Consider the following 20178-nt stretch of genomic DNA (forward strand, 5'->3'; position numbering starts at 1 on the left):
CATGCCCGGCCGGATGCCCGTCACCCTCCAGGACGTCCGGGACGCCGCGGCCCGGCTCGCCGGGGTGGCCCACCGCACCCCCGTGCTGCGCTCACGCACCCTGGACCGGCTCGTCGGCGCCGAGGTCCATGTGAAGTGCGAGAACCACCAGCGCGCCGGCGCGTTCAAGTTCCGCGGCGCCTACAACGCCGTCTCCCGGCTGCCCGCGGACCGGCTCGCCAAGGGCGTCGCCGCCTACTCCTCCGGCAACCACGCGCAGGCCGTCGCGCTGGCCGCCCGTGAGCTGGGCACCACCGCGGTGATCGTGATGCCCGAGGACGCCCCGCGCTCCAAGCGCGAGGCGACCGCGGGCTACGGCGCCGAGATCGTCACCTACGACCGGTACACCGGCGACCGGGTGGCGATCGGGCAGGCGCTCGCCGCGGAGCGCGCTCTGGCGCTCGTGCCGCCGTACGAGCATCCGCACATCATCGCGGGACAGGGCACGGCGGCCCTCGAACTCATCGAGGAAGTGGGGGAGTTGGATGCGCTGGTGGTGCCGGTCGGGGGCGGCGGGCTGATCGCGGGCAGCGCGGTGGCGGCCACCGCGCTGCTCCCCGGGATCAGGGTCGTCGGGGTGGAGCCGGAGACCGGCGACGACACCAGGCGGTCCCTGGAGGCCGGCCGGCGCATCGCCGTCCCGGTGCCCCGCACCATCGCCGACGGCCAGGCAGCGGAGATCCCCGGCGAACTCACCTTCGCCCTCAACCGGCGCCTGCTGGACGGCATCGCGCTGGTGAGCGACGACCAGATCAGGGAGGCGATGCGGTTCGCCTTCGAGCGGATGAAGACCGTGGTCGAGCCGAGCGGCGCGAGCGCCCTGGCCGCACTGCTCGCGCACCGGGTCGAGCCGCTTCCCCGCCGGGTCGGCGTCATCGTCTCCGGCGGGAACATCGACGTCCGGCGGTTCACCGAACTCCTCGACGGCTGACCAGGGACGGCCCGGCCCCCTGCCGGCTCAGCAGTCGCGCAGCTCCGGTGACTGGTTGAGGACCTGGGCGCGCGGCGAGGTGAAGCGGCTGTGGACCGCCCCGCCGCGGGCCCCGGGCCGGAAGACCGCGACGCGGTGGCAGTTCTGGAACGCCAGGGCGACGCCGAAGTGGCGCTCCAGGCAGCCACGGATGGCGTCACTGGACAGTGCCCGCAGCAGCTGCCCGCGCTCCCGCTCCGAGGGCGGCGGAGTCTGGTTGTCCGCGAACTCCGCGGTACCGCCCTGCAGTTCGGCGGTCAGTCGGGCGATGAGGTCATAGGCGTACGGCAGGGAGGCGCGGACGGTTGCCACGAAGTCCTCCTCCCGTACGTCGCCGTTCTCGGCTTCGGCGAGCAGCTGCGGGGAGACGTCGAGCGACATGAGGTGTCCTGTTCTGTGGGGTTGGTGTATCTGCGGTGCTGCGAGGGGCCGGTCCTGGCGGGCCGGGTCAGACGAGCGCCCCGAGGGCCGCCGGGCCGTGCTCGAACTCCGGGTCGATCTGGTCGGCCAGGCGATGGCCGGTGGCGGCGTCGGCCCAGGCGGCGGCGTTGCGCAGATGGAAGTCGACGGCGTGCCGCTGGAAGGCCGTCCAGTCCTTGGGACGGGCGTCCACGGCGGCGCGCAGCCGGTCCAGGGCGTCGGCGTTGTGCCGCTCCAGCGTCCCCTGGCCGCGGCCCTGCTCCTGGGCGCGTACGAAGGGCGACACCTCGCAGTGCGCGAGCAGTCCTTCGCCGACGTGCCGGCGCAGGAAGTCCAGGTCTGCCGCGTCCGTGACCTTGTTGCCGACCACGGCGACCGGGATGCCGAACTCGGCCGCGTGCTCCCGGTACTGGCGGAGCACCGAGACGCTCTTGCGCGTGGGTTCGACCACCACGAAGGTGAGGTCGAACCGGGTGAACAGGCCCGAGGCGAAGGCGTCGGCGCCCGCCGTCATGTCGACCACGACGTACTCGCCGGGCCCGTCCACCAGATGGTTGAGATACAGCTCGACCGCGCCCAGCTTCGAGTGGTAGCAGGCCACGCCGAGGTCGCTCTCGTCGAACGCGCCGGTGACCATGAGCGGTACGCCGCCGACGACCTGGAGATGACGGGAGTGGATCTCGTCGTCCCCGAGCGGCCGCAGCAGCCGCGAGCCGCGGCCGGGCGGGGTCGTCTTGACCATGGCGTCGCGCGAGGGGATCCGCGGATTCGTGCCCCGCAGATAGTCCTTGATCTCGCCGGTGCGCGCGCTCAGCGGCGGTACCGCGAGGCGTTCCTCCTCGGCGAGGCCCAGGGCGTGGGCCAGGTGCTGGTTGATGTCGCCGTCGATGGCCACGACCGGCGCGCCGGAGTGGGCCAGACGGCGGGAGAAGAGGGCCGACAGGGTGGTCTTGCCGCTGCCGCCCTTGCCGACGAATGCCACGCGCATGTCTAGCCGTTCCTATTGGAAATGGAATTCATGAGCGTAGCGTGCTGTGGGCGCGGAGCGGCTGTCAAATCGACCGGGGCCAACCGGGTTGCGGAGGAGCCCAGTTGAGGAGACCCGGCGCCCACCGGGCCGGACCGAGCCCCGCTGAGAGGTCCGGCCCGCCGCAGGGCGCGACGGCGCGCGCCGCGGCGCAAGCGGGCGGCGGCGGCAGAGGTTCTTGGTAGACGCACAGAACGACCACGGCACCGGGAGTGCGCCGTCCGCACTGGCGGTCGGCGTGACCGGGGGCCGCTCGCGCCCGGCTCGGCGTGTGGTCGTGCCCGGGCGCCGGACCGTATGGACCCCGCTGCCCGGCGCGCTCCCGACGGACGGAGCCGACCATGCCGCCGCTACGCGCCTTGGGAGTTGGGACGGCCCTCTGGCCGGTGACGGCTTCGCGCCGGTCGCGGCCCGGTCCGCGCCGCGCACTCGATGGGTGTACGGGTCCCGGCGTGCGCACCGGTCTCGGCGGCGGCCCCGGACGTCACGTGGGCGACGGACCACCGTGTCGGGGACCCGGCCCCGGCGGGGTTTTGACGTACGTGGCCCGCAGCCCCGTGCCGGACAGCCGTGCGCCGCGTCCGGCTGCCTGCTGGCGGACGGCACCGGGCGCGCGGCCGGCGGGTCGCGTCTGCCGGTAGCGGGCGCACGCAGGGGCACCGCCGGGCCGGTCCGTCACCCGGGCCGCCGCAGCGCCGGCACCCGCACCGGCGCCTCGAACCCGCCGACCGACCCCGCGTCAGCGGCCGGTGCGCAGGGCTCGGCCGGCCGGTGGGGTCCTGTCTGCCGTGGCCGGGCCTAGCCCGCCGGATCGGTCAGCATCCGGGCCAGCACCGCCCGTTGCCGCGGCAGCACCTCGGTGTGCAGGTCGCGGCCCTTGCGGGTGAGCGCGACCCACACACCGCGCCGGTCCTCCGCGCACACCGAGCGCTCCACCAGACCGTCCTTCTCCAGCCGCCCGATCAGCCGGGACAGCGCGCTCTGGCTGAGATGCACGCGCCCGACCAGGTTCTGCACCCGGCACTGGTCGCCCTCCCGGGGCGACGCGGCGGCCAGGATGTCCAGCACCTCGAAGTCGCTCGCGCCCAGGCCGTACGGGTGCAGGGCCCGGTCGATCTCGCACATCGTGCGTGCGTGGACCGACAGGATGTCCCGCCAGCGATCCTCCAGCCGGGCCTCGGCCGTCTTGACTGCCATACCCGCACGGTAACACCGATCCGGCCAATTGTTGAGTATGCAACTAGTGCGGACGCATGCCGCCGGGGCCGGCCCCTTGGCCGCATTCGCCGTCATTCACCGTGCAGCACCTGCGCGACGGTCAGCCGAGCCGCCCGCCGCGCCGGCACCACCGCGCCGAGCAGCGCGATGACGACCCCGACACAGGCAAGTGCGGCGAGGTCCGGCGCCTGCCAGACGTCCGTCATCGCCGAGGGCAGCGTGATGTCCACGGCGCCCGCCATCCGCGGCACGACCAGTTCGTATCCGGCCACGCCCAGCGGTATCCCGAGCAGCGAGCCGAACGCGCCCAGCACCGCCATGGAGGTCACCGTCATCACCGTGACCTGCCGTGGCGTCATGCCGATCGACTTGAGCATGCCGAGGTCGCGGCGCCGGTCGTGGGTGTTGAGGACGACGGTGTTGAAGACACCGAGGGAGGCGACCACGGCAAGCATCAGGGTCAGCGCACCGGCGGAGCCGACGATGGTGCGGGTGACGTTGTTCGGGCCGTTTTGCACCGGATCGATCCCCGGATCGACGGCCCGCGCCGCACGGACGTAGGCGGCCGGATCCGCGCCGGCGCGCAGCTTGACGTGATAGGCGATGGGCTTCTCGTCCGGGGACAGGGCCGTCATGGTCCGCCAGTCGCCGGCGACCAGCCGCGGATCGTCCATCATGAACTCGCCGACGATGGTCGTCTCTTCCAGGCGTGCACCCTTCTGCAGCCGCAGCCGGTCCCCGACCCGCAGCCCGTTCTGCCGCAGGAAGGCCGAACCCGCCACGACCTCCCCGCTCCCGCGCACCCAGCGGCCCCGGGTGAGCACCGCGCCGAGTTCCATGTCGCCCCGGCGGCCCTCCAGCACGACCTTCCGGGACGAACCGGCGATCACCACCTCCAGGTCGCCCCGGGCCGTGGCGCGGCTCGCGCCCGGCAACGAGGCCAGCAGCGCCTGCAGGTCACGGTCGGCGTGCACCGGCTGGATCTCCTTGCCGTCCCGGACGTTGCTCGCGTACACCGTGACGTCGTACGCGTCCCGGCCCGCGCCTGCGAACCGGGTCATCGTCATGGCCAGCCCGGTCGCGAAGGTCACGGTGGTCACGCCCAGCACCACGGCGGCGAGGGTGAGCGCGCTGCGGCCGGGCCGGGTGAACGGCAGTCCCGCCCCGAGGCTCACCGACCGGGGCAGCCGGGTGCCCGCGAGGCACCGCTGCAGGGCGAGCGCACGACCGGCCCGCGGCGCGCTGCCCGCGCTGATCGCCCGCGCCGCGGACAGCCCGCGGGCGCGCAGCGCGGGGGCGAGCGCGGCGAGCACGCAGACCAGCAGCAGGCCGGCCGGCGTCACCGCGTTCACCCACGCCGCGACGCCGACGTCGTCATGGAACACGCCCGCGTCCGGCCCGGTGAACACGAACTGGAGGAGGGGGCGGGCCAGCAGGTTGCCGGCGACCGTGCCCAGTGCGCAGCCCGCCGCCGCTGGTACGGAGACCATCACCAGGTACACCGCCAGCACCTGTCCCGGAGTGAAGCCCACCGCCTTGAGGATGCCGATGTGCCGGAAACCGGAGACCACCGCACCGCCCACCACATTGGCGACGATCAGCACCGCCACCACGAGGCCGAGAACGCCAAAGGCCATCAGGTACGGCGTGTACGCCCGGGCCTGACGTCGGGGACTTGGGGGCGCCGTGTCGGTGACACGCCCATGCCCTGGGTTCGACAAAGCCGGACGATACGGGCGTGAAGAGTAAGAAGTCGTTGTGAACCGGCGAGGGGCCCGCCGGTGCCGGGCCCGGTGCGGGGCCGTGCCGTTCGGCCGCCCGTACGGTGGGGTCGCGGCCCGACCCCACCCTCTCGCAGGGCGCTCGTGCGGCGCACACCGCAGGCCGCACCGTCCCGGGCCGTCGACGGCCGGCCGGCCGTACCGGTGCGGGTGCTTGCGGTACGTCCGGGCGTAGTAAGACTGTCTACAGCACTGTCGACCAACCATCTTCCTCAGAACTGGATCCCATGAGCGCCATCTCCGTCGGTCAGGCCGTCGTCCTCGGAGTCGTCGAGGGGGTGACCGAGTTCCTTCCCGTGTCCTCCACCGGCCACCTGAAGATCGCCGAAGGGCTCATGGACATCCCGGTCGACGACAAGTCCGTCGTCGGGTTCTCCGCCGTCATCCAGGTCGGCGCCATCGCCGCCGTGTTCGTGTACTTCTTCAAGGACATCGTGCGGATCGTCTCGGCCTGGGGCCGCGGTCTGCGCGACCGCGAGGAGCGTGTGCACCACGACTACAAGTTCGCCTGGTGGGTGATCTACGCCACGATCCCCATCGTCGTCGTGGGTCTGGCCGCCAAGCCGCTGATCGACGGCCCGCTCGGCTCGCTGTGGGTGGTCGCCGGCTCGCTGATCGTCGGCAGCGGCGTCATGTGGGCCGCCGACCAGATGGGCCGGCACAAGCGTGGCGAGGACGACACCTCATTCAAGGACGCGATGCTGGTCGGCTGCTCGCAGATCCTCGCCCTGCTCTTCCCCGGCTTCTCCCGCTCCGGTGCCACGATGTCCACGGCGCTCATCCTCGACCTGGACCGGGTCGCCGCCACCCGTCTGTCCTTCTTCCTCGGCATTCCGGCCCTGACCGGCGCCGGCCTGTACGAACTGAAGGACGCCCTGGGCGCCGGCGTGGGCGCCGCCCCCCTCGCCATCGGCACGGTGGTCTCCTTCGGCGTCGCCTACGCCTCCATCGCCTGGCTGCTGAAGTTCGTCGCCCGGCACTCCTTCAACGCGTTCGTGCTCTACCGCATCGTCATCGGCGTAGTCCTCTTCGGCCTGCTGGCCACAGGCGTACTCGGCAGCTGACCCCCCAGGGCCCGCACGACCAGCCAAGCGCGGGGCCCATGGCCCCGCCGGGCCGGGCCCGCCGGCCCCTCCCCGACCTGCCACGACGAGGCCCGCACCCCCCGCCCCGGGCCAACCCGACGGCGTCAGGTGGCCCCGAAGGGGGCGCGGGGAACTGCGCGCTCGGCCACGACGGGTCCCGCACCCGGCCACGAGCCTGTCGCACTACGGCGTGCGCCCGCCCGGGGGTGATCCGACGGAGTCAGGTGGCCCCGTAGGGGGCGCGGGGAACTGCGCGCTCGGCCACGACGGTGCCTGCACCCGGCCACCACCCTGTCGCACTACGGCGAACGGCCGCCCCCGGCCAACCCGACGGAGTCAGGCCGCGGGGAACTGCGCGCTCAGCCACGACGGGTCCCGCACCCGGCCACGAGCCTGCCGCGCTACGGCGACCGCCCGCCCGGGGCCAACCCGACGGAGTCAGGCCGCGGGGAACTGCGCGCTCAGCCACGCCGAGACCCGCACCCGGCCACCACCCTGCCGCACTACAGCGACCGCCCGCACCGACCCGACGGAGTCAGGCCGGGAGGAACCGTGAGCCCAGCCAAGAACGGCCCCACCCCCGGAGGGAACCGGTGGCCTTGACATTTCGCCGGTGTCACCCGGACCATCTCTCCCGTGAACCTGTCAGACAGCCAGACAGGTGGACCGGCCCCGCGGCGCGTCAGCGCGATGGAAGCGGTGCTCGCCCACCTCCGCGGCGCCATCGAGCGCGGCACCTACGCGATAGGCGACAAGCTCCCCTCCGAGGCGGAGCTGTGCCGCACGCTCGAAGTCTCCCGGCCCGTGCTCCGCGAGGCCCTGCGGGCGCTGCAGACGATGGGCCTCACGGTCTCCCGGACCGGCAAGGGCACCTTCGTCGTCGCGAACGCCGTCGAGGACCCCACCTTCGGCGACTACGCGGCCAGCGATCTGCTGGAGGTCCGCCGGCACGTGGAGATCCCGGTCGCCGGATACGCGGCCGTGCGCCGCACCCCGGAGAACCTGGACCACCTCGCGCACCTCCTCGACCGCATGGAACGGGAGACGGACACCACCGCCTGGGTCGCCATGGACACCCTCTTCCACCTCGCGGTGGCCGAGGCCGCCCAGAACCCCGTCTTCCGCCGGGTCATCGAGGAGATCCGGGACGCGCTGGCCCGCCAGTCCGCGTTCCTCAACGAACTCGGCGGCCGGCGCGAGCAGTCCAACCGCGAGCACCGGGCGATCGTCGAGGCGCTGACCGACGGCTCCGAGCGCGACGCGGTGGACGCCATGTCCCACCATCTGGACCGCGTCGAGAACACCCTCACCGACATCGTGCGCCGCGGTCGCGCCGACCTCCCCACGGAAGGCGGACCCGAGGCGTGAGCGAGCGGTTCCCCAAGACGGGCCACACCCGCGCCCTGCCCGCCGCCGATCGTCGCAGGCCCCGTGGCGGGCTCGTACGCCCTCCGCGGCCGGACGGCGCGCACGTCCATCGGAGCCGACGCGGGAAACCCGCGCCGCTTCGTCCCGACTCACCCATGACCAGGCAGTGATGCACACCAGTTCGCCCGCGGACGCGCCCGTCGTCCGCGCACCCCTCCACGTCCCCGTCGCCCACGTCCTGCGCGGCGGGGTCATCGAGGGCATCCACCACGGTTCCGTCGTCGTGCTCGGCCCCGACGGCGAGGTCCTTTTCCAACTCGGCGACATCGAGGCCGCGTTCTATCCGCGCTCGGCCGTCAAGCCCGTCCAGGCCGTGGCCATGGTGCGGGCCGGGCTGCCGCTCGACGGCGCCCTGCTCTCGCTGGCCGCGGCCAGCCACTCCGGCGAGCAGCGCCATCTCGCCGGTGCCCGGCGGATCCTCGAACGGGCCGGTCTCACCGAGGACGACCTGCGCAACGTGCCGGACATGCCGTACGACCCCGTCGTCCGGGACACCTGGGTGCGCGAGGGACGACCGCCCTCGCGGCTCGCCCAGAACTGCTCAGGCAAGCACGCGGCGATGCTCCACACCGCGCGCGTCAACGGCTGGTCCCTGCCTGACTACCTGGACCCGGCCCACCCGCTCCAGCAGACGATCGCCGAGACCGTCGAGGACCTGACCGGGCAGCGCATCGCCCGGGTCACGGTCGACGGGTGCGGCGCCCCGCTGTTCGCCGTCTCCCTGCGTGGACTGGCCCGCGCCGCCGCCCGGATCGCCACCGCCGCGCCCGGCACGCCCGAGGCGCGCGTCGCCGACGCGATGCGCGAGCACCCCGAGATGGCCTCCGGGTCCGGGCGGGACGTGGCCGCGCTGATGCGGGCCGTGCCCGGGCTGCTCGCCAAGGACGGCTTCGAGGGGGTCGAGGTCGCCGCGCTGCCGGACGGACGCGCGATCGCCGTCAAGATCGCCGACGGCGCGTCCCGGGCCCGGATCCCGGTCGCCGCGGCGGCCCTGGCCCTGGCCGGGGTCGACCCGGCGCTGCTCACCCGGTTCGCGGGCGAGCCCCAACTCGGCGGCGGGACACCGGTCGGCCGCGTACGCCCGGTGCCCGCGCTCGCCCCCCGGCCCCTGCCGGCCCGCGCCTGACACCCCGCCCCGGGCGAACGCCCCTGCGCCGAGCGCTGCGTCGCCGGTGTCACCGCGAACACCGAGGAGCTGCGCGAGAACGTGGAGAACTCCATCGGCCTGGTCACCGCGCTCAACCCGCACATCGGCCAAACGGCCGCCACCGACATCGCCAAGGAGGCCCCGGCCACCGGCCGTGGCGTGGCCGAACTCGTCCTGGAGAAGGGCCTGTTGCCCGCCGCGACCCTGGCCGGACTGCTGCGCCCCGAGACCGTCGCGGGCCACGGCGCACGCACCGCCTGACCCTCGGCGGCGCACCCGGACCCCTCCGGCGGCACAATGGCGATCATGGCAACGACGTCGTCACCCGCCTTCCTGCCGGTCCTGGAGCGCATCGCCGAGGAGATCGAACGCACCCCGGGCCGCGGGCGCCCCGCCGACTACATCCCGGCGCTCGCGGCCCGCGACCCGCGCAGCTTCGGCATGGCCGTCGCCGAACCGGACGGGACGGTGTACGGGGTGGGGGAGTGGCGCCGGCCGTTCTCGGCGCAGTCCCTCACCAAGGTGTTCACGCTCGCCCTCGATCTGTCCCGCGAGGGCGACGCACTGTGGGAGCACGTCGGCCGCGAGCCCTCCGGCAACCCCTTCAACTCCCTGGTGCAGCTGGAGTACGAGAACGGCATCCCGCGCAACCCGTTCATCAACGCGGGCGCCCTCGTCGTCACCGACCGGCTCCAGACCCGCACCGGGGACGCGGCCGGCGAACTGCTGGCCTTCCTGCGCGCCGAGAGCGGCAACCCGGACCTGGACTTCGACCTGGAGGTCGCCGCCTCCGAGAGCGCGCACGGCGACCGCAACGCGGCCCTCGCCCACTTCATGGCCGCCTACCGCAACATCGACAACCCGGTCCCCGTCCTGCTCGACCAGTACTTCCGGCAGTGCTCCGTCGCCGCGTCCTGCGCCGACCTCGCCCTCGCCACCACCTTCCTGGCCCGGCACGGCGTCCGCGCCGACGGCACCCGGCTGCTCACCCGCAGCCAGGCCAAACAGATCAACGCGATCATGCTGACCTGCGGCACCTACGACGCGGCGGGCGACTTCGCCTACCGGGTGGGCCTGCCCGGCAAGAGCGGCGTGGGCGGCGGGATCATCGCAGTCGTGCCGGGCCGGTGCGCCCTGTGCGTATGGAGCCCGGGCCTCGACGAGCGCGGCAACTCCGTGGCGGGGGTGGCGGCCCTCGACCGTTTCACCACGCTCACCGGGCTGTCCGTCTTCTGAACCGGCACGGAGCGCGGCCCCGGTCACACGCCGGTCACGAGCAGGTCTCCCACCGGTGAGTGGCCCGTCGCCTCGCGGCCACCCGGCGTTGACACGCTTGCCCAGTGTTGGCCATGGCTTTTCCCGTCGATCTCCGCCGCTGCCAGATGCTCGGCCTGGCCGGTACCGCCTTCCTCGCGCTGGGCGGTGAGAGCGCCGGAGCCCTGCCCGTCCAGGAACTCGTGGCCCCCGCATCGGCGAGGGCGGCCCTCGGCCTGGTCGGGGTGTACTTCGGCGTCGTCCTGCTGATCGCGGCCTGGGCGCTGCTCGGCCGGGTCGTCCGCGGCCCCGAACCGCCCGGCCCGCGCGCCCTGCTGCTGGTCCTCGTGACCTGGGCGAGCCCGCTGCTGCTCGCACCGCCGCTGTTCAGCCGGGACGTCTACAGCTATCTCGCGCAGGGCGCCATGGTCGACGCCCACATGGACGTCTACGCGTACGGGCCCGCACAGCTCGGCGGGCCGCTCGCCGACGAGGTCGCCCCCGTGTGGCAGAACACCGCGGCCCCCTACGGCCCGGCCTTCCTCGCCGTCGCCTCGGCCCTGTCCGGTGCGACCCGCGGTGAACTGCCCGCCGGGCTCGTCGGCATGCGCGTCGTGGCGCTCCTCGGTGTCGCGCTGATGGCGGCGGCGCTGCCCCGGCTCGCCCGGCACAGCGGCGCCGACCCGGCCGCCGCGCTGTGGCTGGGCGCCCTCAACCCGCTGGTCCTGCTGCATCTGGTCGCGGGCGCCCACAATGACGCGATCATGCTCGGTCTGCTCGGTGCCGGCCTGGTCGCGGCGCTCGGCCGGTGGCCCGCCGTCGGGGCCGTCCTGGTCACGCTGGCCGCCCTGGTCAAGGCGCCCGCCGCGCTCGGCCTGCTCGCCGTCGTGGCGCTCCAGGCACGCGCCGGCCGTGGCCCGCTGCGTGCCCTGCTGACCACGGCGGCCGCGGCCGCGGCGACCACGGTCGTCGCGACGGCCGTGGCCGGCACGGGTTACGGCTGGATAGGCGCCCTCGACACCCCGGTCTCCTCGCACAACTGGGCGCTCACCAGCCTGCTGGGCCGGGCCACCGGCGCGCTGCTCGCCCACCTCGGCAGCGATCTGGCGCCGCTGGCCGTCCCCTTCTGGCATGCGCTCGGCCTCGCCGCCACCGCCGTCGCCGTCCTGGTCATCTGGCTGCGGCTGCGCCCGCGCCCGGTGTACGCGCTCGGTCTGAGCCTCGCCGCGGTCGCCGCCTTCGGCCCGGCGATCCGCCCCTGGTACGCCCTGTGGGGTCTGTTCCTGATCGCGGCCGCCGCGCCCAGCACCTCGGTACGGCACCGGGTGGCCGCGGTGACGGCCCTGCTCGCCCTGGCCGTACTGCCCAGCGGCGCCCCCGCCGACACCGGGCAACTGGTGCTCGCCGTCTCCGGCGGTGTGCTCGCCGTGGTGGTGCTGTGGCAGGCCCGCCAGGCCGCGCAGGCCCCGGCGCTGGGCCGGGCCGCATGAGGCCGCCGCACACCGGACGGGGCCGGCTGCTGCTGGTCCTGGTCCTCGCCGCCGCCGTGACCGCGTTCACGGCCACCGTGCCGCTGCTGCGCGACTTCTTCGACCTGCGCGTCTACCAGGGGGCCGTCGACACCTGGGTCCACCACGGCGGCGGGCTCTACGACTACCGGGTCCCCGGTACGACGTACGGCTTCACCTACCCGCCGTTCGCGGCCCTCGCCATGCTGCCGATGGCCCTGCTGGGACTGCACACCGCCATCGCGGTCTGTCTGCTGCTCAACCTCGGCGCGCTGGCCGTCGTGCTGCGCCTGCTGGCCGGGCCCGACTGGCGGCGTCACGGCTGGTTCGGCTGGTCGCTGCTCGCGTGCCTGCTGGCGCTGTTCGAACCGCTGCGCGACACCTTCAGCTTCGGCCAGGTGAACCTGCTGCTGCTGGCCCTGGTCCTGCTCGACGCACGCTTGCTGGCCACCGGCCGAGGCCGCTGGGCCGGCGTGGGGATCGGCCTGGCCGCCGCCGTCAAGCTGACGCCCGCCGTCTTCATCGGTCTGCTGCTGTTCACCCGCCGCTGGCGGGCCGCCGCGACCGCGACGGCCGTCGCCCTCGCCGCCACCGCACTCGCGGCCTGGGCGGACCCGCGGGCCTCGCGCTTCTACTGGACCGAGGCGCTGTGGGACACCACCCGGGTGGGGCGCCTCGACTATGTCTCCAACCAGTCGGTGCAGGGCGTGCTGGCCCGCCTCGGCGAGCCGGGCCGCCCGCTGTGGGCGGCGGCGGTGCTGCTGGTGCTGTGCGTGTGGGCGTGGCGGGCCCGCCGGGCCGCCGCGGCCGGGGAGTGGACGGCGGCCTTCGCCCTCACCGGCCTGGTCGCCTGCCTGGTCAGCCCGATCACCTGGGTGCACCATCTGGTGTGGCTGCTGCCCTCCTTCGCGGTGCTGGTCCGCACCGGGCACCCGCGGATCGCGGGCGCCCTGTACGCGGTGCTGTGCACCAGCGTGGTGTGGCTGTGGTTCGAGGACGCCTCCGGCGTCGACGGGTTCCTGGGCAGCAACCTCTACACCTGGATCACGCTCGGCCTGCTGCTCGGCCTGCCGGCGGGTCAGTCCCGCGCTCCCCGCTGGTTCTTGGCCCGCAGCGCCAGGGCCACGGCGCCCGCGCCCAGCCCGGCCACGCCCGCGATGACACCGGTCTCCGACCAGCCGGAGCCGGTGTCGGGCACGGAGGCGGCGACCGCAGCAGGGGACGGCGCGGCGGACGGTGCCGCGGCCGGGCGCGGCCTGTCCCGCAGCGCGTCCAGCGAGCCGACCGGGTCGACCCGCCCGGCCGCGGCGAAACCCCAGTCCAGCAGCGCGCGCGCCTCCTCGTAGACGGTGAGGCCGTCGTCCTCCTGCGGATTGAGCACGGTCACCACGAGGGTGCGGTCGCCCTGGTGGGCGGCGGCCACCAGCGTGTTGCCGGCATCGCTGGTGTAGCCGTTCTTGATGCCGAGCAGGCCGGGGTAGCGCTCGACGCCGTCCTCGCCGGTCAGCAGCCGGTTGGTGTTCTCGATCCCGTACGACCCGCCGAGGCCGGGGAAGCCGGCCGACACGGTGGAGCAGTAGCGGGCGAAGTCGGGGTTGCGCAGTCCGGCCCGGCCGAATACGGCCAGGTCGAACGCCGAGGACACCTGGCCGGGGGCGTCGTAGCCGTCGGGCGAGACGACGTGGGTGTCGCGGGCGCCCAGGGCGCGGGCCTTGGCCTGCATCCGGGCGACCGTGGCGTCCAAGCCGCCGCCCAGCGAGGCCAGCACATGCACGGCGTCGTTGCCCGAACTGAGGAAGACGCCGCGCCACAGGTCGGACACCTCGTAGCTCTCCCCTTCCTGGACGCCGACCAGGCTGCTGCCGGGCCCGATGTCCGCCAGTTCCTTCGCGGTCACCGTGTGCCGGGTGCTGCCCGGCAGGACCGGCAGCACGGTGAGGGCGAACAGCGTCTTCAGGGTGCTGGCCGGCGGCAGCTTGCGGTGCGCGTCGTGCGCGGCCAGCACCTCGCCGGTGCCGGCGTCGGCGACCAGCCAGGACAGCGCGGTGAGGTCGGGCAGTTCGGGCGCGTCGCGGTGCGGCCTGACCTGGGTGCCGTCGCCGAAGAGGACCGAGGGCTCGGGCACCGCGGCTTGGGGCGCGCCCGGCGGCGCGGGGGCGGCGGTGCTCGGCTGGGCGGCGGCCACGGTGGGCGTGAGGGTCAGCATGCCCGCCACACAGAGGGCGCAGGCCGACACGGCCAACCGGGAAGAAGGTCCGATTTCCATATGAGAAACGTAGGAACGGAGGTGCCGTGGCGCGCGCTGTCTGGGCCGCATGGAGTCCCGGAGCAACCCGGATGCCCCACACGGGGCGCCTCGGGCCCGCCGTCCCCCGCGCGGACCGGGACGCCCGTCCGGCAGAATCGGGATGCCCGGCCGGCACGTCGGCCGCCGCGGGACACGCACTCCGATTCCGGCGATTCCGGCGGCCCGCCACGCCGGAGGTTCGGCCGGACGGCTCACCCGGACGGCAGCGTCGGCTGGACGCGGCGCAGAAACGTCGCGTTGTCGGGGGTCTCCCGCATCCGCTCCAGCAGGGTCTCCACGTGTGCCGGCCCGCCGTCCCTGCCCCGCAGGGCCCGGCGCAGGCCGCGTACGGTCGTCAACTCGGCGGGCGCCAGGAGAAGTTCCTCGCGGCGGGTGCCGGAGCCCGGCAGGTCGACGGCCGGGAAGACGCGGCGCGCGGCGAGCTGCCGGTCCAGGCGCAGCTCCATGTTGCCGGTGCTCTTCAGCTCCTCGAAGAAGAACTCGTCGGCGCGGGAGCCGGTCTCCACCAGCGCGGTGGCGAGGATGGTGAGCGACCCGCCCTCCTCGGCCTGGCGGGCGGCGCCGAAGAACCGTTTGGGGCCGAGCAGCGCCGCCGCGTCGACGCCGCCGCTGAGGGTGCGGCCGCTGCCGGCTGCCGCGTTGTTGTGGGCCCGGCACAGCCGGGTCAGCGAGTCGAGCAGGACGACGACGTCAGCGCCGTCCTCGACGAGCCGCTTGGCCCGTTCGATCACGAGTTCCGCCAGCGCGATGTGCTGTTTGGGAGAGCGGTCGAAGGTCGAGGCATACACCTCGCCGCGCACCGAGCGCCGCATCTCGGTGACCTCCTCGGGGCGCTCGTCGAGGAGTACGACCATGAGGCGGCACTCGGGGTGGTTGCCGGCGACGGCGGCGGCGAGCTGCTGGAGCAGTACGGTCTTGCCGGTCTTCGGCGGGGCCACGAGGAGCCCGCGCTGGCCCTTGCCGACGGGCGTGAACAGGTCGACGACCCGGCCGGCCGGGCCGGACGCGGGGTGCTCGAGCCGGAGCCGTCGGTGCGGGTGCAGCGGGGTGAGGTCGCGGAAGTGGGGCCGGCCGCGCAGCTCTTCGGGCGCGCGGCCGTTGACGCGGCCGACGGCGGTGAGCGCGCGCTGCGGGCCGCGGACCCCTTCGACGAGGTCGCCCTTGCGCAGGCCGTGCCGGCCGATCAGCGCGGCCGGCACCTGCGGGTCGGACGGCGTGGGCAGGCAGTCCTCGGACCGCAGCCTGCCCTTGCCCTGCGCGTCGATGTCGAGGACACCGGCGACGGTCCGGTCGGCCGCGTGCTGTGCCGGCACCGGGGGATGTTCGAGTGCGATGGTCATGGGGGTGGTCCTTTCGCGGACGCGGGGCCCGGCATCAGGAGGGTGAGGGAAGAGAAGGGCGAGGGAAGGGAGGAGAGGGCCGCGGAAAGGGCGCGCGAGAGCGCCTGGCGGCGGACAACACCCCGGCGGGGGCAGGGCCACGGCCACTGCCGACGAGGTGTGCGGGAAGCCGGCGCGCCGACCGGAAGACGGCGGCCACATCGGCGAACCCAGAAGAGAACTGAAGGAAACCACACCGGCGCCCACGACGGGGCGTACACAAGTGCTGCCTAGACCCTACCACGCGCTGCGCGCCGACGTCCCGGCACCAAGCGGCTGCGGCTGCGGCTGCCCGCGAGGCGGTCATGAGCTGTCGGCCGAGATCCAGGCCATGGGTGACGGCGGCCCGGACGCGGCACGCTCGCCCGCCGCGAGGAGGAGCACCCGCGCCGGCGCGCACCCCTGCGAGCGGCGCCGGACCGGCGACTGCCCCTACGCTGAACGCATGTTCCGCCCCGAGGGTCCCAGCCTGCGCGAGCTCGCCGTCCAGGCGCTGTCGTCGGTCGAGCGCGGCTACGACCTGCTCGCCCCGAAGTTCGACCACACCCCCTTCCGCACCCCGGACGACATCCTGGAGGCCGTGGCCACGGCGCTCGGCCGGCTCGGCCCGTTCGACGACGGGCTCGACCTGTGCTGTGGCACGGGCGCCGGGACACAGATGCTGGCGCGGGTGTGCCGGCGGAGCGTCACCGGTGTCGACTTCAGCGCCGGCATGCTCGCCGTGGCCGGCCGGCAGGCCCACCCGGCCCGGCCGCGCCGCCACCTGGTGCGCGGTGACGCGCGTGCCCTGCCGTTCACTTCCGCCTTCGACCTGGTCGTGAGCTTCGGCGCGTTCGGCCACTTCCTGCCGCGCGAACTGCCGGGACTGTTCCGGCAGGTCCACTCCGTGCTGCGGCCGGGCGGCGGCTTCGCGTTCCCGGTGCTCGCCCCGCCCCGCCCCACGAGCCCCTGGTTCTGGATCCTGCTGGGCTTCGACACGGTGATGCGGGTGCGCAACACCGTGTGGCGCCCGCCGTTCGTCATGTACTACCGGGCCTTCCGACTCGGCACCGTGCTCGACGAGTTGGAGCGTGCCGGCTTCGGCGCGCGGCTGTACGCCCTGCCCGAGTTCGGCCATCGCGCCGACGGCAGCCCCCGCGCCCGCCTGGTCATGGCCCGGCGGCTGCCCTGAGCGCCCCGGACAACCTGAGCGCGGCGCCCCGCGCTCAGGCGTACGAGCGCAGCCAGCGCACCTTCGCCGCGTCCTGGAACGGGCCGCCGCCCTCGTGGTCGTTGAACTCGTACACCTCGATCGACTTGTCGTCGTGCGCCCAGGCGTTGTACGCGGCGAACACCGTGGACGGCGGGCAGGTCTGGTCCTCCAGCGCGGCCGAGAACAGGGCGGGTGCCCGGCCGCGGGCCGCGAAGTGCACGCCGTCGAAGTAGGACAGGGTGCGCAGCACATCGGCGGAGCGCCCGCGATGCGTCTTGAGGTAGAGGCCGATCTCCCGGTACGGGTGACGGTCCGTCAGCTTCGTCGCACGCGGGAAGTCGCACAGGAACGGCACGTCCGGGGCGACGGCCACCAGGTCGGGCACCAGTCCGCCCACGGCGAGCGTGATGCCACCGCCCTGGCTGCCGCCGACGGCCACGGTCCGGGACGCGTCCGTCAGCGGATGCGACCGGGCCGCCTCGACCGCGCGCACGGCGTCCGTGAACACCCGCCGGTAGTAGTAGTTCTCGGGCGCGTCCACGCCCCGGGTCATGAACCCCGGGTACGCGGGCTCCGCGCCCACCGGATCGGCGGTACCGCCCCCGCCGCCCCAGCCGCTGCCCTGCCCGCGGGTGTCCATCACGAAGTGCGCACGGCCCGTCGACGCCCACAGCAGATGCTCGTACGGCAGTCCTCGACCGCCGCCGTAGCCGACGAACTGCACGACCAGCGGCAGGGGTTCGGCGGCGTCGGCGGGCAGCACCAGCCAGCCCTTGACCGGATGGCCGCCGTACCCGGCGAACGTCACGTCGTGCACCCGCACCGTGGACAGACCCGTGTCGACCGGTTCGAAGCGGGCGTCGAGGTCGTGCTCGCGCGCCTCCTGGAGCGTCTTGGACCAGAAGGCGTCGAAGTCCTCGGGCTCCGCGGACGCGCTGCGGTACTCACGGAGTTCGTCGAGCGGTAGGTCGAACAGGGCCATCAGCAGCCGCCTTTGTGAAGGGTGAGTGCGGGTGATCACACCGTACGTCCGTGGCCGCGGCGACCGCCAGAGCCGTGCGCGCGCTGCCGGCCCCGTGACCGCCGTCGAACCGCTGGTCAAGACGCAGGAACCGCTTGCTGCGGGCGACGGCCGACTGCCCGGCCCGCGGTCGGTGCGGCCCGCGGATTCAGGTCCGGCCGCGGCTCCAGTCCGGACCGGTGCGGGCCCACTCCCGTTCCCACTCCAGCAGCCGGTGGCGCAGCGCCACACGGCGCGCGGCCCCGTGGCCGAGGAGGATCACCGCCGCCGCCCCGCCCGCCGTGCACATGCCGACGACGACGCCGTGCTGCCGGACCGCGGTGTCATCGGGCGGCGCGCCGACGCCGCGCCCGCGGGAGTCGAACCAGACGTCCACCAACTGCCCGGTGCGGGCGCCCGCCGGGACGCGGGTCACGGCCGTGCGCTCCCGGGCACCGGGCTCCGTCCAGCGCACCACGGCCCGGCGGGCGCCCGCCCGGCCGTCCGCGGTCCCGGGCAGCGGCAGGGCCGTGCCCCCGACCACCCGTGCGCGCACGAGGTGCCGGTCGGCCCGCTGCGCCGCGGCGATCGCCGCGGCCTGGTCGTGCGCCCACCGTCCCGCCCACACCCCGGCCAGGGGCACGCCCACGGCCAGCAGCACGGCGACGCCCAGCGCCGTCCACGCCTCCACGACGTCCGACCGGCGCCGCAGCGGATTGCCACGCCGGTGCCGGCCGCGCACCAGGACCCGCATGCCGACCTCCTCGCCATCAGCGGCGCCGGCCGGCGCACGGCACTGCGCCGCCGCTGCCCGCGCACCGCGCACACCTGCGAGCGTCCACACCGCTCTCGTACCCCGTCCGGTGCGGCTCGCTCACCTCGCGCACATAGGGGACGGTGCGGTCGTCGTGAGGGAGCCCGCCACGGCGCCCGGCACCCGCGGACGCGCCCCCGAACCGGTCCGCGGAAGCAGCACCCGTCCGAGAAGCAGTGGCCCCCGCCTCAGCCGAAGCGCTCGATGCGGATGCGGTCCACCGGCTGACCGGCCTCGACGAGCAGCCGCGCGGCATGCTCGGCGAACCCGTTGGAGCCGCACACATAGGCTTCCCACCCACCAGGCGGCCGCTCGGCCAGGAGCGGCGCCACATGTGTGGCCGCCAGACGTCCGACCGGCACACCCCGCGGTGCGCTCCGGGTGAACACGGGTGTGGTCTCGGCGCCCAGCTCCCGCGCGTAGATCAGTTCCTCGGGGCGGCGCGCGGACACCAGCAGCCGCAGCGGCACGGTGAGCCCGCGCGCCCGGTGGTGCCGGACCATCGACATCAGCGGTACGACCCCGGACCCGGCGCCGATCAGCAGCGCCGGACGGTCGCCCGGCCAGGCGAAGAAGCCGCTCAGCGGGCCGCGCACCTCGACCGTGTCCCCGGGCCTTGCCACCGTGTGGAACCAGCCGGACACCTCGCCGCCCTCGATGTGGTCCAGGGTCAGCTCGATGTGCCCGGAATCGTCCGGCGCCGACGCGATCGAATAGTGGCGCTGCGCCACATAGCCGTCGCCGGCCGTGAGCCGCAGCATCAGATGCTGGCCGGGCAGATGCCCCGCCCAGTGCGGCACCGCGAGCCGGAAGGTGGCCGCGCGCGGGGTCTCGCGCCGCACCTCGGTGACGGTGGCCGTCTGCCACATGGACGCCGCCTGATGGCCGACGACGATGCGCCCGGGCACCGCGAAACGGGTACGGGAAGCGAAGGTCTCAGTCACCGGAGTACCGCTGCTCCTCCCAGGGGTTGCCGCGCGCGTGGTAGCCGTTGCCCTCCCAGAAACCGGGCTCGTCGTGGTCGAGCAGGGTGAGACCGGCGATCCACTTGGCGCTCTTCCAGAAGTACAGGTGCGGCACCAGCAGCCGCGCCGGGCCACCGTGCTCCGGCCCCAGCGGCATGCCGTCGTACTCCCAGACGATCCAGGCGCGCCCGCCGGTGAGGTCGGCGAGCGGCAGGTTCGTGGTGTAGCCCGTGTGCGAGTACGCGACGGCATGGGTCGCGGACCCATGGGGCCGGACCACACTGAGGAAGCAGTCCAGTGACACGCCGCCGAACCGCACCCCGAACTTCGACCAGCCGGTCACACAGTGGATGTCACCCTCGTACACGGACGCGGGCAGCGTGTGTGCCGCGTCCCAGTCCCAGGTGTGCGGCTCGGCCACCAGCCCGTCCACGCGGAACGACCAGTCGGCCGGCGCCAGCTCCGGGGTGACCTCCGCGGAGAGCACGGGCCAGTCGTCCCCCGCGTCGTACTGGCCGGGCGGCAGTCCGGGATCGAGGACGCGCGGGCGCCCGGTGAAGCCTCGGGTGACATTCATGAGGCAACCGTAACGCCGCCGCCGGCCGTGCTCCGTCCCAGGTCAGTCCCCCGAACATTGCGGTCG

The 20178-nt window shown here is 74.2% G+C and carries 17 protein-coding genes and 2 pseudogenes; 9 read left to right on the plus strand and 10 right to left on the minus strand.

Annotation, left to right across the window (positions count from 1 at the left end; translation table 11 throughout):
• The first annotated feature begins 1 nt into the window (after window position 1).
• The gene (locus ACIRFL_RS11845) at window positions 2-970 is read left to right on the plus strand and encodes a threo-3-hydroxy-L-aspartate ammonia-lyase (protein WP_404026804.1); all 969 of its coding nucleotides are present in this window, start codon (window positions 2-4) and stop codon (window positions 968-970) included.
• Window positions 971-997: 27 nt separating this feature from the next.
• Here the strand turns inward: ACIRFL_RS11845 and ACIRFL_RS11850 are convergent, their stop codons facing one another.
• From ACIRFL_RS11850 to ACIRFL_RS11865, 4 genes are all read right to left on the minus strand, one after another.
• Window positions 998-1390 (minus strand): SCO5389 family protein, encoded by a 393-nt coding sequence (locus ACIRFL_RS11850; protein ID WP_404026806.1) that lies wholly within the window; start codon window positions 1388-1390, stop codon window positions 998-1000.
• A 67-nt stretch (window positions 1391-1457) separates the two neighbouring features.
• Complete coding sequence (locus ACIRFL_RS11855) at window positions 1458-2417, minus strand: adenylyl-sulfate kinase (RefSeq protein WP_404026809.1); 960 nt, start codon at window positions 2415-2417, stop codon at window positions 1458-1460.
• Between the two features lie 837 nt (window positions 2418-3254).
• Window positions 3255-3653 (minus strand): MarR family winged helix-turn-helix transcriptional regulator, encoded by a 399-nt coding sequence (locus ACIRFL_RS11860; protein WP_404026811.1) that lies wholly within the window; start codon window positions 3651-3653, stop codon window positions 3255-3257.
• A gap of 92 nt (window positions 3654-3745) precedes the next feature.
• Window positions 3746-5311 (minus strand): FtsX-like permease family protein, encoded by a 1566-nt coding sequence (locus ACIRFL_RS11865; RefSeq protein WP_404026812.1) that lies wholly within the window; start codon window positions 5309-5311, stop codon window positions 3746-3748.
• A 371-nt stretch (window positions 5312-5682) separates the two neighbouring features.
• On the opposite strand from ACIRFL_RS11865, the gene ACIRFL_RS11870 reads away from it, so the two are divergent.
• The 7 genes and pseudogenes from ACIRFL_RS11870 to ACIRFL_RS11900 all read left to right on the plus strand — a co-directional run bounded on the left by ACIRFL_RS11870 (window position 5683) and on the right by ACIRFL_RS11900 (window position 13223).
• A complete protein-coding gene (locus ACIRFL_RS11870) occupies window positions 5683-6519 on the plus strand; it encodes an undecaprenyl-diphosphate phosphatase (protein WP_404026813.1) in 837 nt (278 codons plus the stop codon).
• Between the two features lie 711 nt (window positions 6520-7230).
• Window positions 7231-7908, plus strand: coding sequence for a FadR/GntR family transcriptional regulator (locus ACIRFL_RS11875; RefSeq protein WP_404026985.1), 678 nt, complete (start codon window positions 7231-7233; stop codon window positions 7906-7908).
• Between the two features lie 169 nt (window positions 7909-8077).
• The gene (locus tag ACIRFL_RS11880) at window positions 8078-9094 is read left to right on the plus strand and encodes an asparaginase (RefSeq protein WP_404026815.1); all 1017 of its coding nucleotides are present in this window, start codon (window positions 8078-8080) and stop codon (window positions 9092-9094) included.
• A gap of 27 nt (window positions 9095-9121) precedes the next feature.
• Window positions 9122-9376: pseudogene (aspA, locus tag ACIRFL_RS11885) on the plus strand (aspartate ammonia-lyase); the annotation flags it as partial.
• 36 nt (window positions 9377-9412) lie between these two features.
• Window positions 9413-10351, plus strand: a complete 939-nt coding sequence (locus ACIRFL_RS11890; protein WP_404026817.1) for a glutaminase — start codon at window positions 9413-9415, stop codon at window positions 10349-10351.
• A gap of 113 nt (window positions 10352-10464) precedes the next feature.
• Window positions 10465-11859 (plus strand): polyprenol phosphomannose-dependent alpha 1,6 mannosyltransferase MptB, encoded by a 1395-nt coding sequence (gene mptB, locus ACIRFL_RS11895; protein WP_404026818.1) that lies wholly within the window; start codon window positions 10465-10467, stop codon window positions 11857-11859.
• A complete protein-coding gene (locus tag ACIRFL_RS11900; protein ID WP_404026821.1) occupies window positions 11856-13223 on the plus strand; it encodes a glycosyltransferase family 87 protein in 1368 nt (455 codons plus the stop codon). Before mptB ends, ACIRFL_RS11900 begins: the two co-directional genes overlap by 4 nt.
• Window positions 13224-13258: 35 nt before the next feature.
• Here the strand turns inward: ACIRFL_RS11900 and ACIRFL_RS11905 are convergent.
• Window positions 13259-14194: pseudogene (locus tag ACIRFL_RS11905) on the minus strand (D-alanyl-D-alanine carboxypeptidase family protein); the annotation flags it as partial.
• 182 nt (window positions 14195-14376) lie between these two features.
• On the minus strand, window positions 14377-15525 hold the full coding sequence (gene rho, locus ACIRFL_RS11910; RefSeq protein WP_404026822.1) for a transcription termination factor Rho: 1149 nt from the start codon (window positions 15523-15525) through the stop codon (window positions 14377-14379).
• Between the two features lie 484 nt (window positions 15526-16009).
• On the opposite strand from rho, the gene ACIRFL_RS11915 reads away from it, so the two are divergent.
• Window positions 16010-16735 carry a class I SAM-dependent methyltransferase gene (locus ACIRFL_RS11915; RefSeq protein ID WP_404026824.1) on the plus strand — a complete coding sequence of 242 codons (726 nt, stop codon included), beginning with the start codon at window positions 16010-16012 and terminating at the stop codon, window positions 16733-16735.
• A 34-nt stretch (window positions 16736-16769) separates the two neighbouring features.
• Here ACIRFL_RS11915 and ACIRFL_RS11920 read toward each other — a convergent pair whose 3' ends face one another.
• From ACIRFL_RS11920 to ACIRFL_RS11935, 4 genes are all read right to left on the minus strand, one after another.
• Entirely contained in the window at window positions 16770-17738 is a 969-nt protein-coding gene (locus ACIRFL_RS11920) for an acetylxylan esterase (RefSeq protein ID WP_404026827.1), read from the minus strand.
• A 187-nt stretch (window positions 17739-17925) separates the two neighbouring features.
• Window positions 17926-18510, minus strand: coding sequence for a hypothetical protein (locus ACIRFL_RS11925; protein WP_404026829.1), 585 nt, complete (start codon window positions 18508-18510; stop codon window positions 17926-17928).
• A gap of 248 nt (window positions 18511-18758) precedes the next feature.
• Window positions 18759-19514, minus strand: coding sequence for a ferredoxin reductase (locus ACIRFL_RS11930; protein ID WP_404026831.1), 756 nt, complete (start codon window positions 19512-19514; stop codon window positions 18759-18761).
• Window positions 19507-20112, minus strand: coding sequence for a sulfite oxidase-like oxidoreductase (locus ACIRFL_RS11935; protein WP_404026834.1), 606 nt, complete (start codon window positions 20110-20112; stop codon window positions 19507-19509). The genes ACIRFL_RS11930 and ACIRFL_RS11935 overlap by 8 nt, the downstream gene beginning before the upstream one ends.
• Window positions 20113-20178: the final 66 nt, after the last annotated feature.

It is taken from the genome of Streptomyces sp. NPDC102462 (assembly GCF_044765425.1).
Lineage (GTDB): Bacteria > Actinomycetota > Actinomycetes > Streptomycetales > Streptomycetaceae > Streptomyces.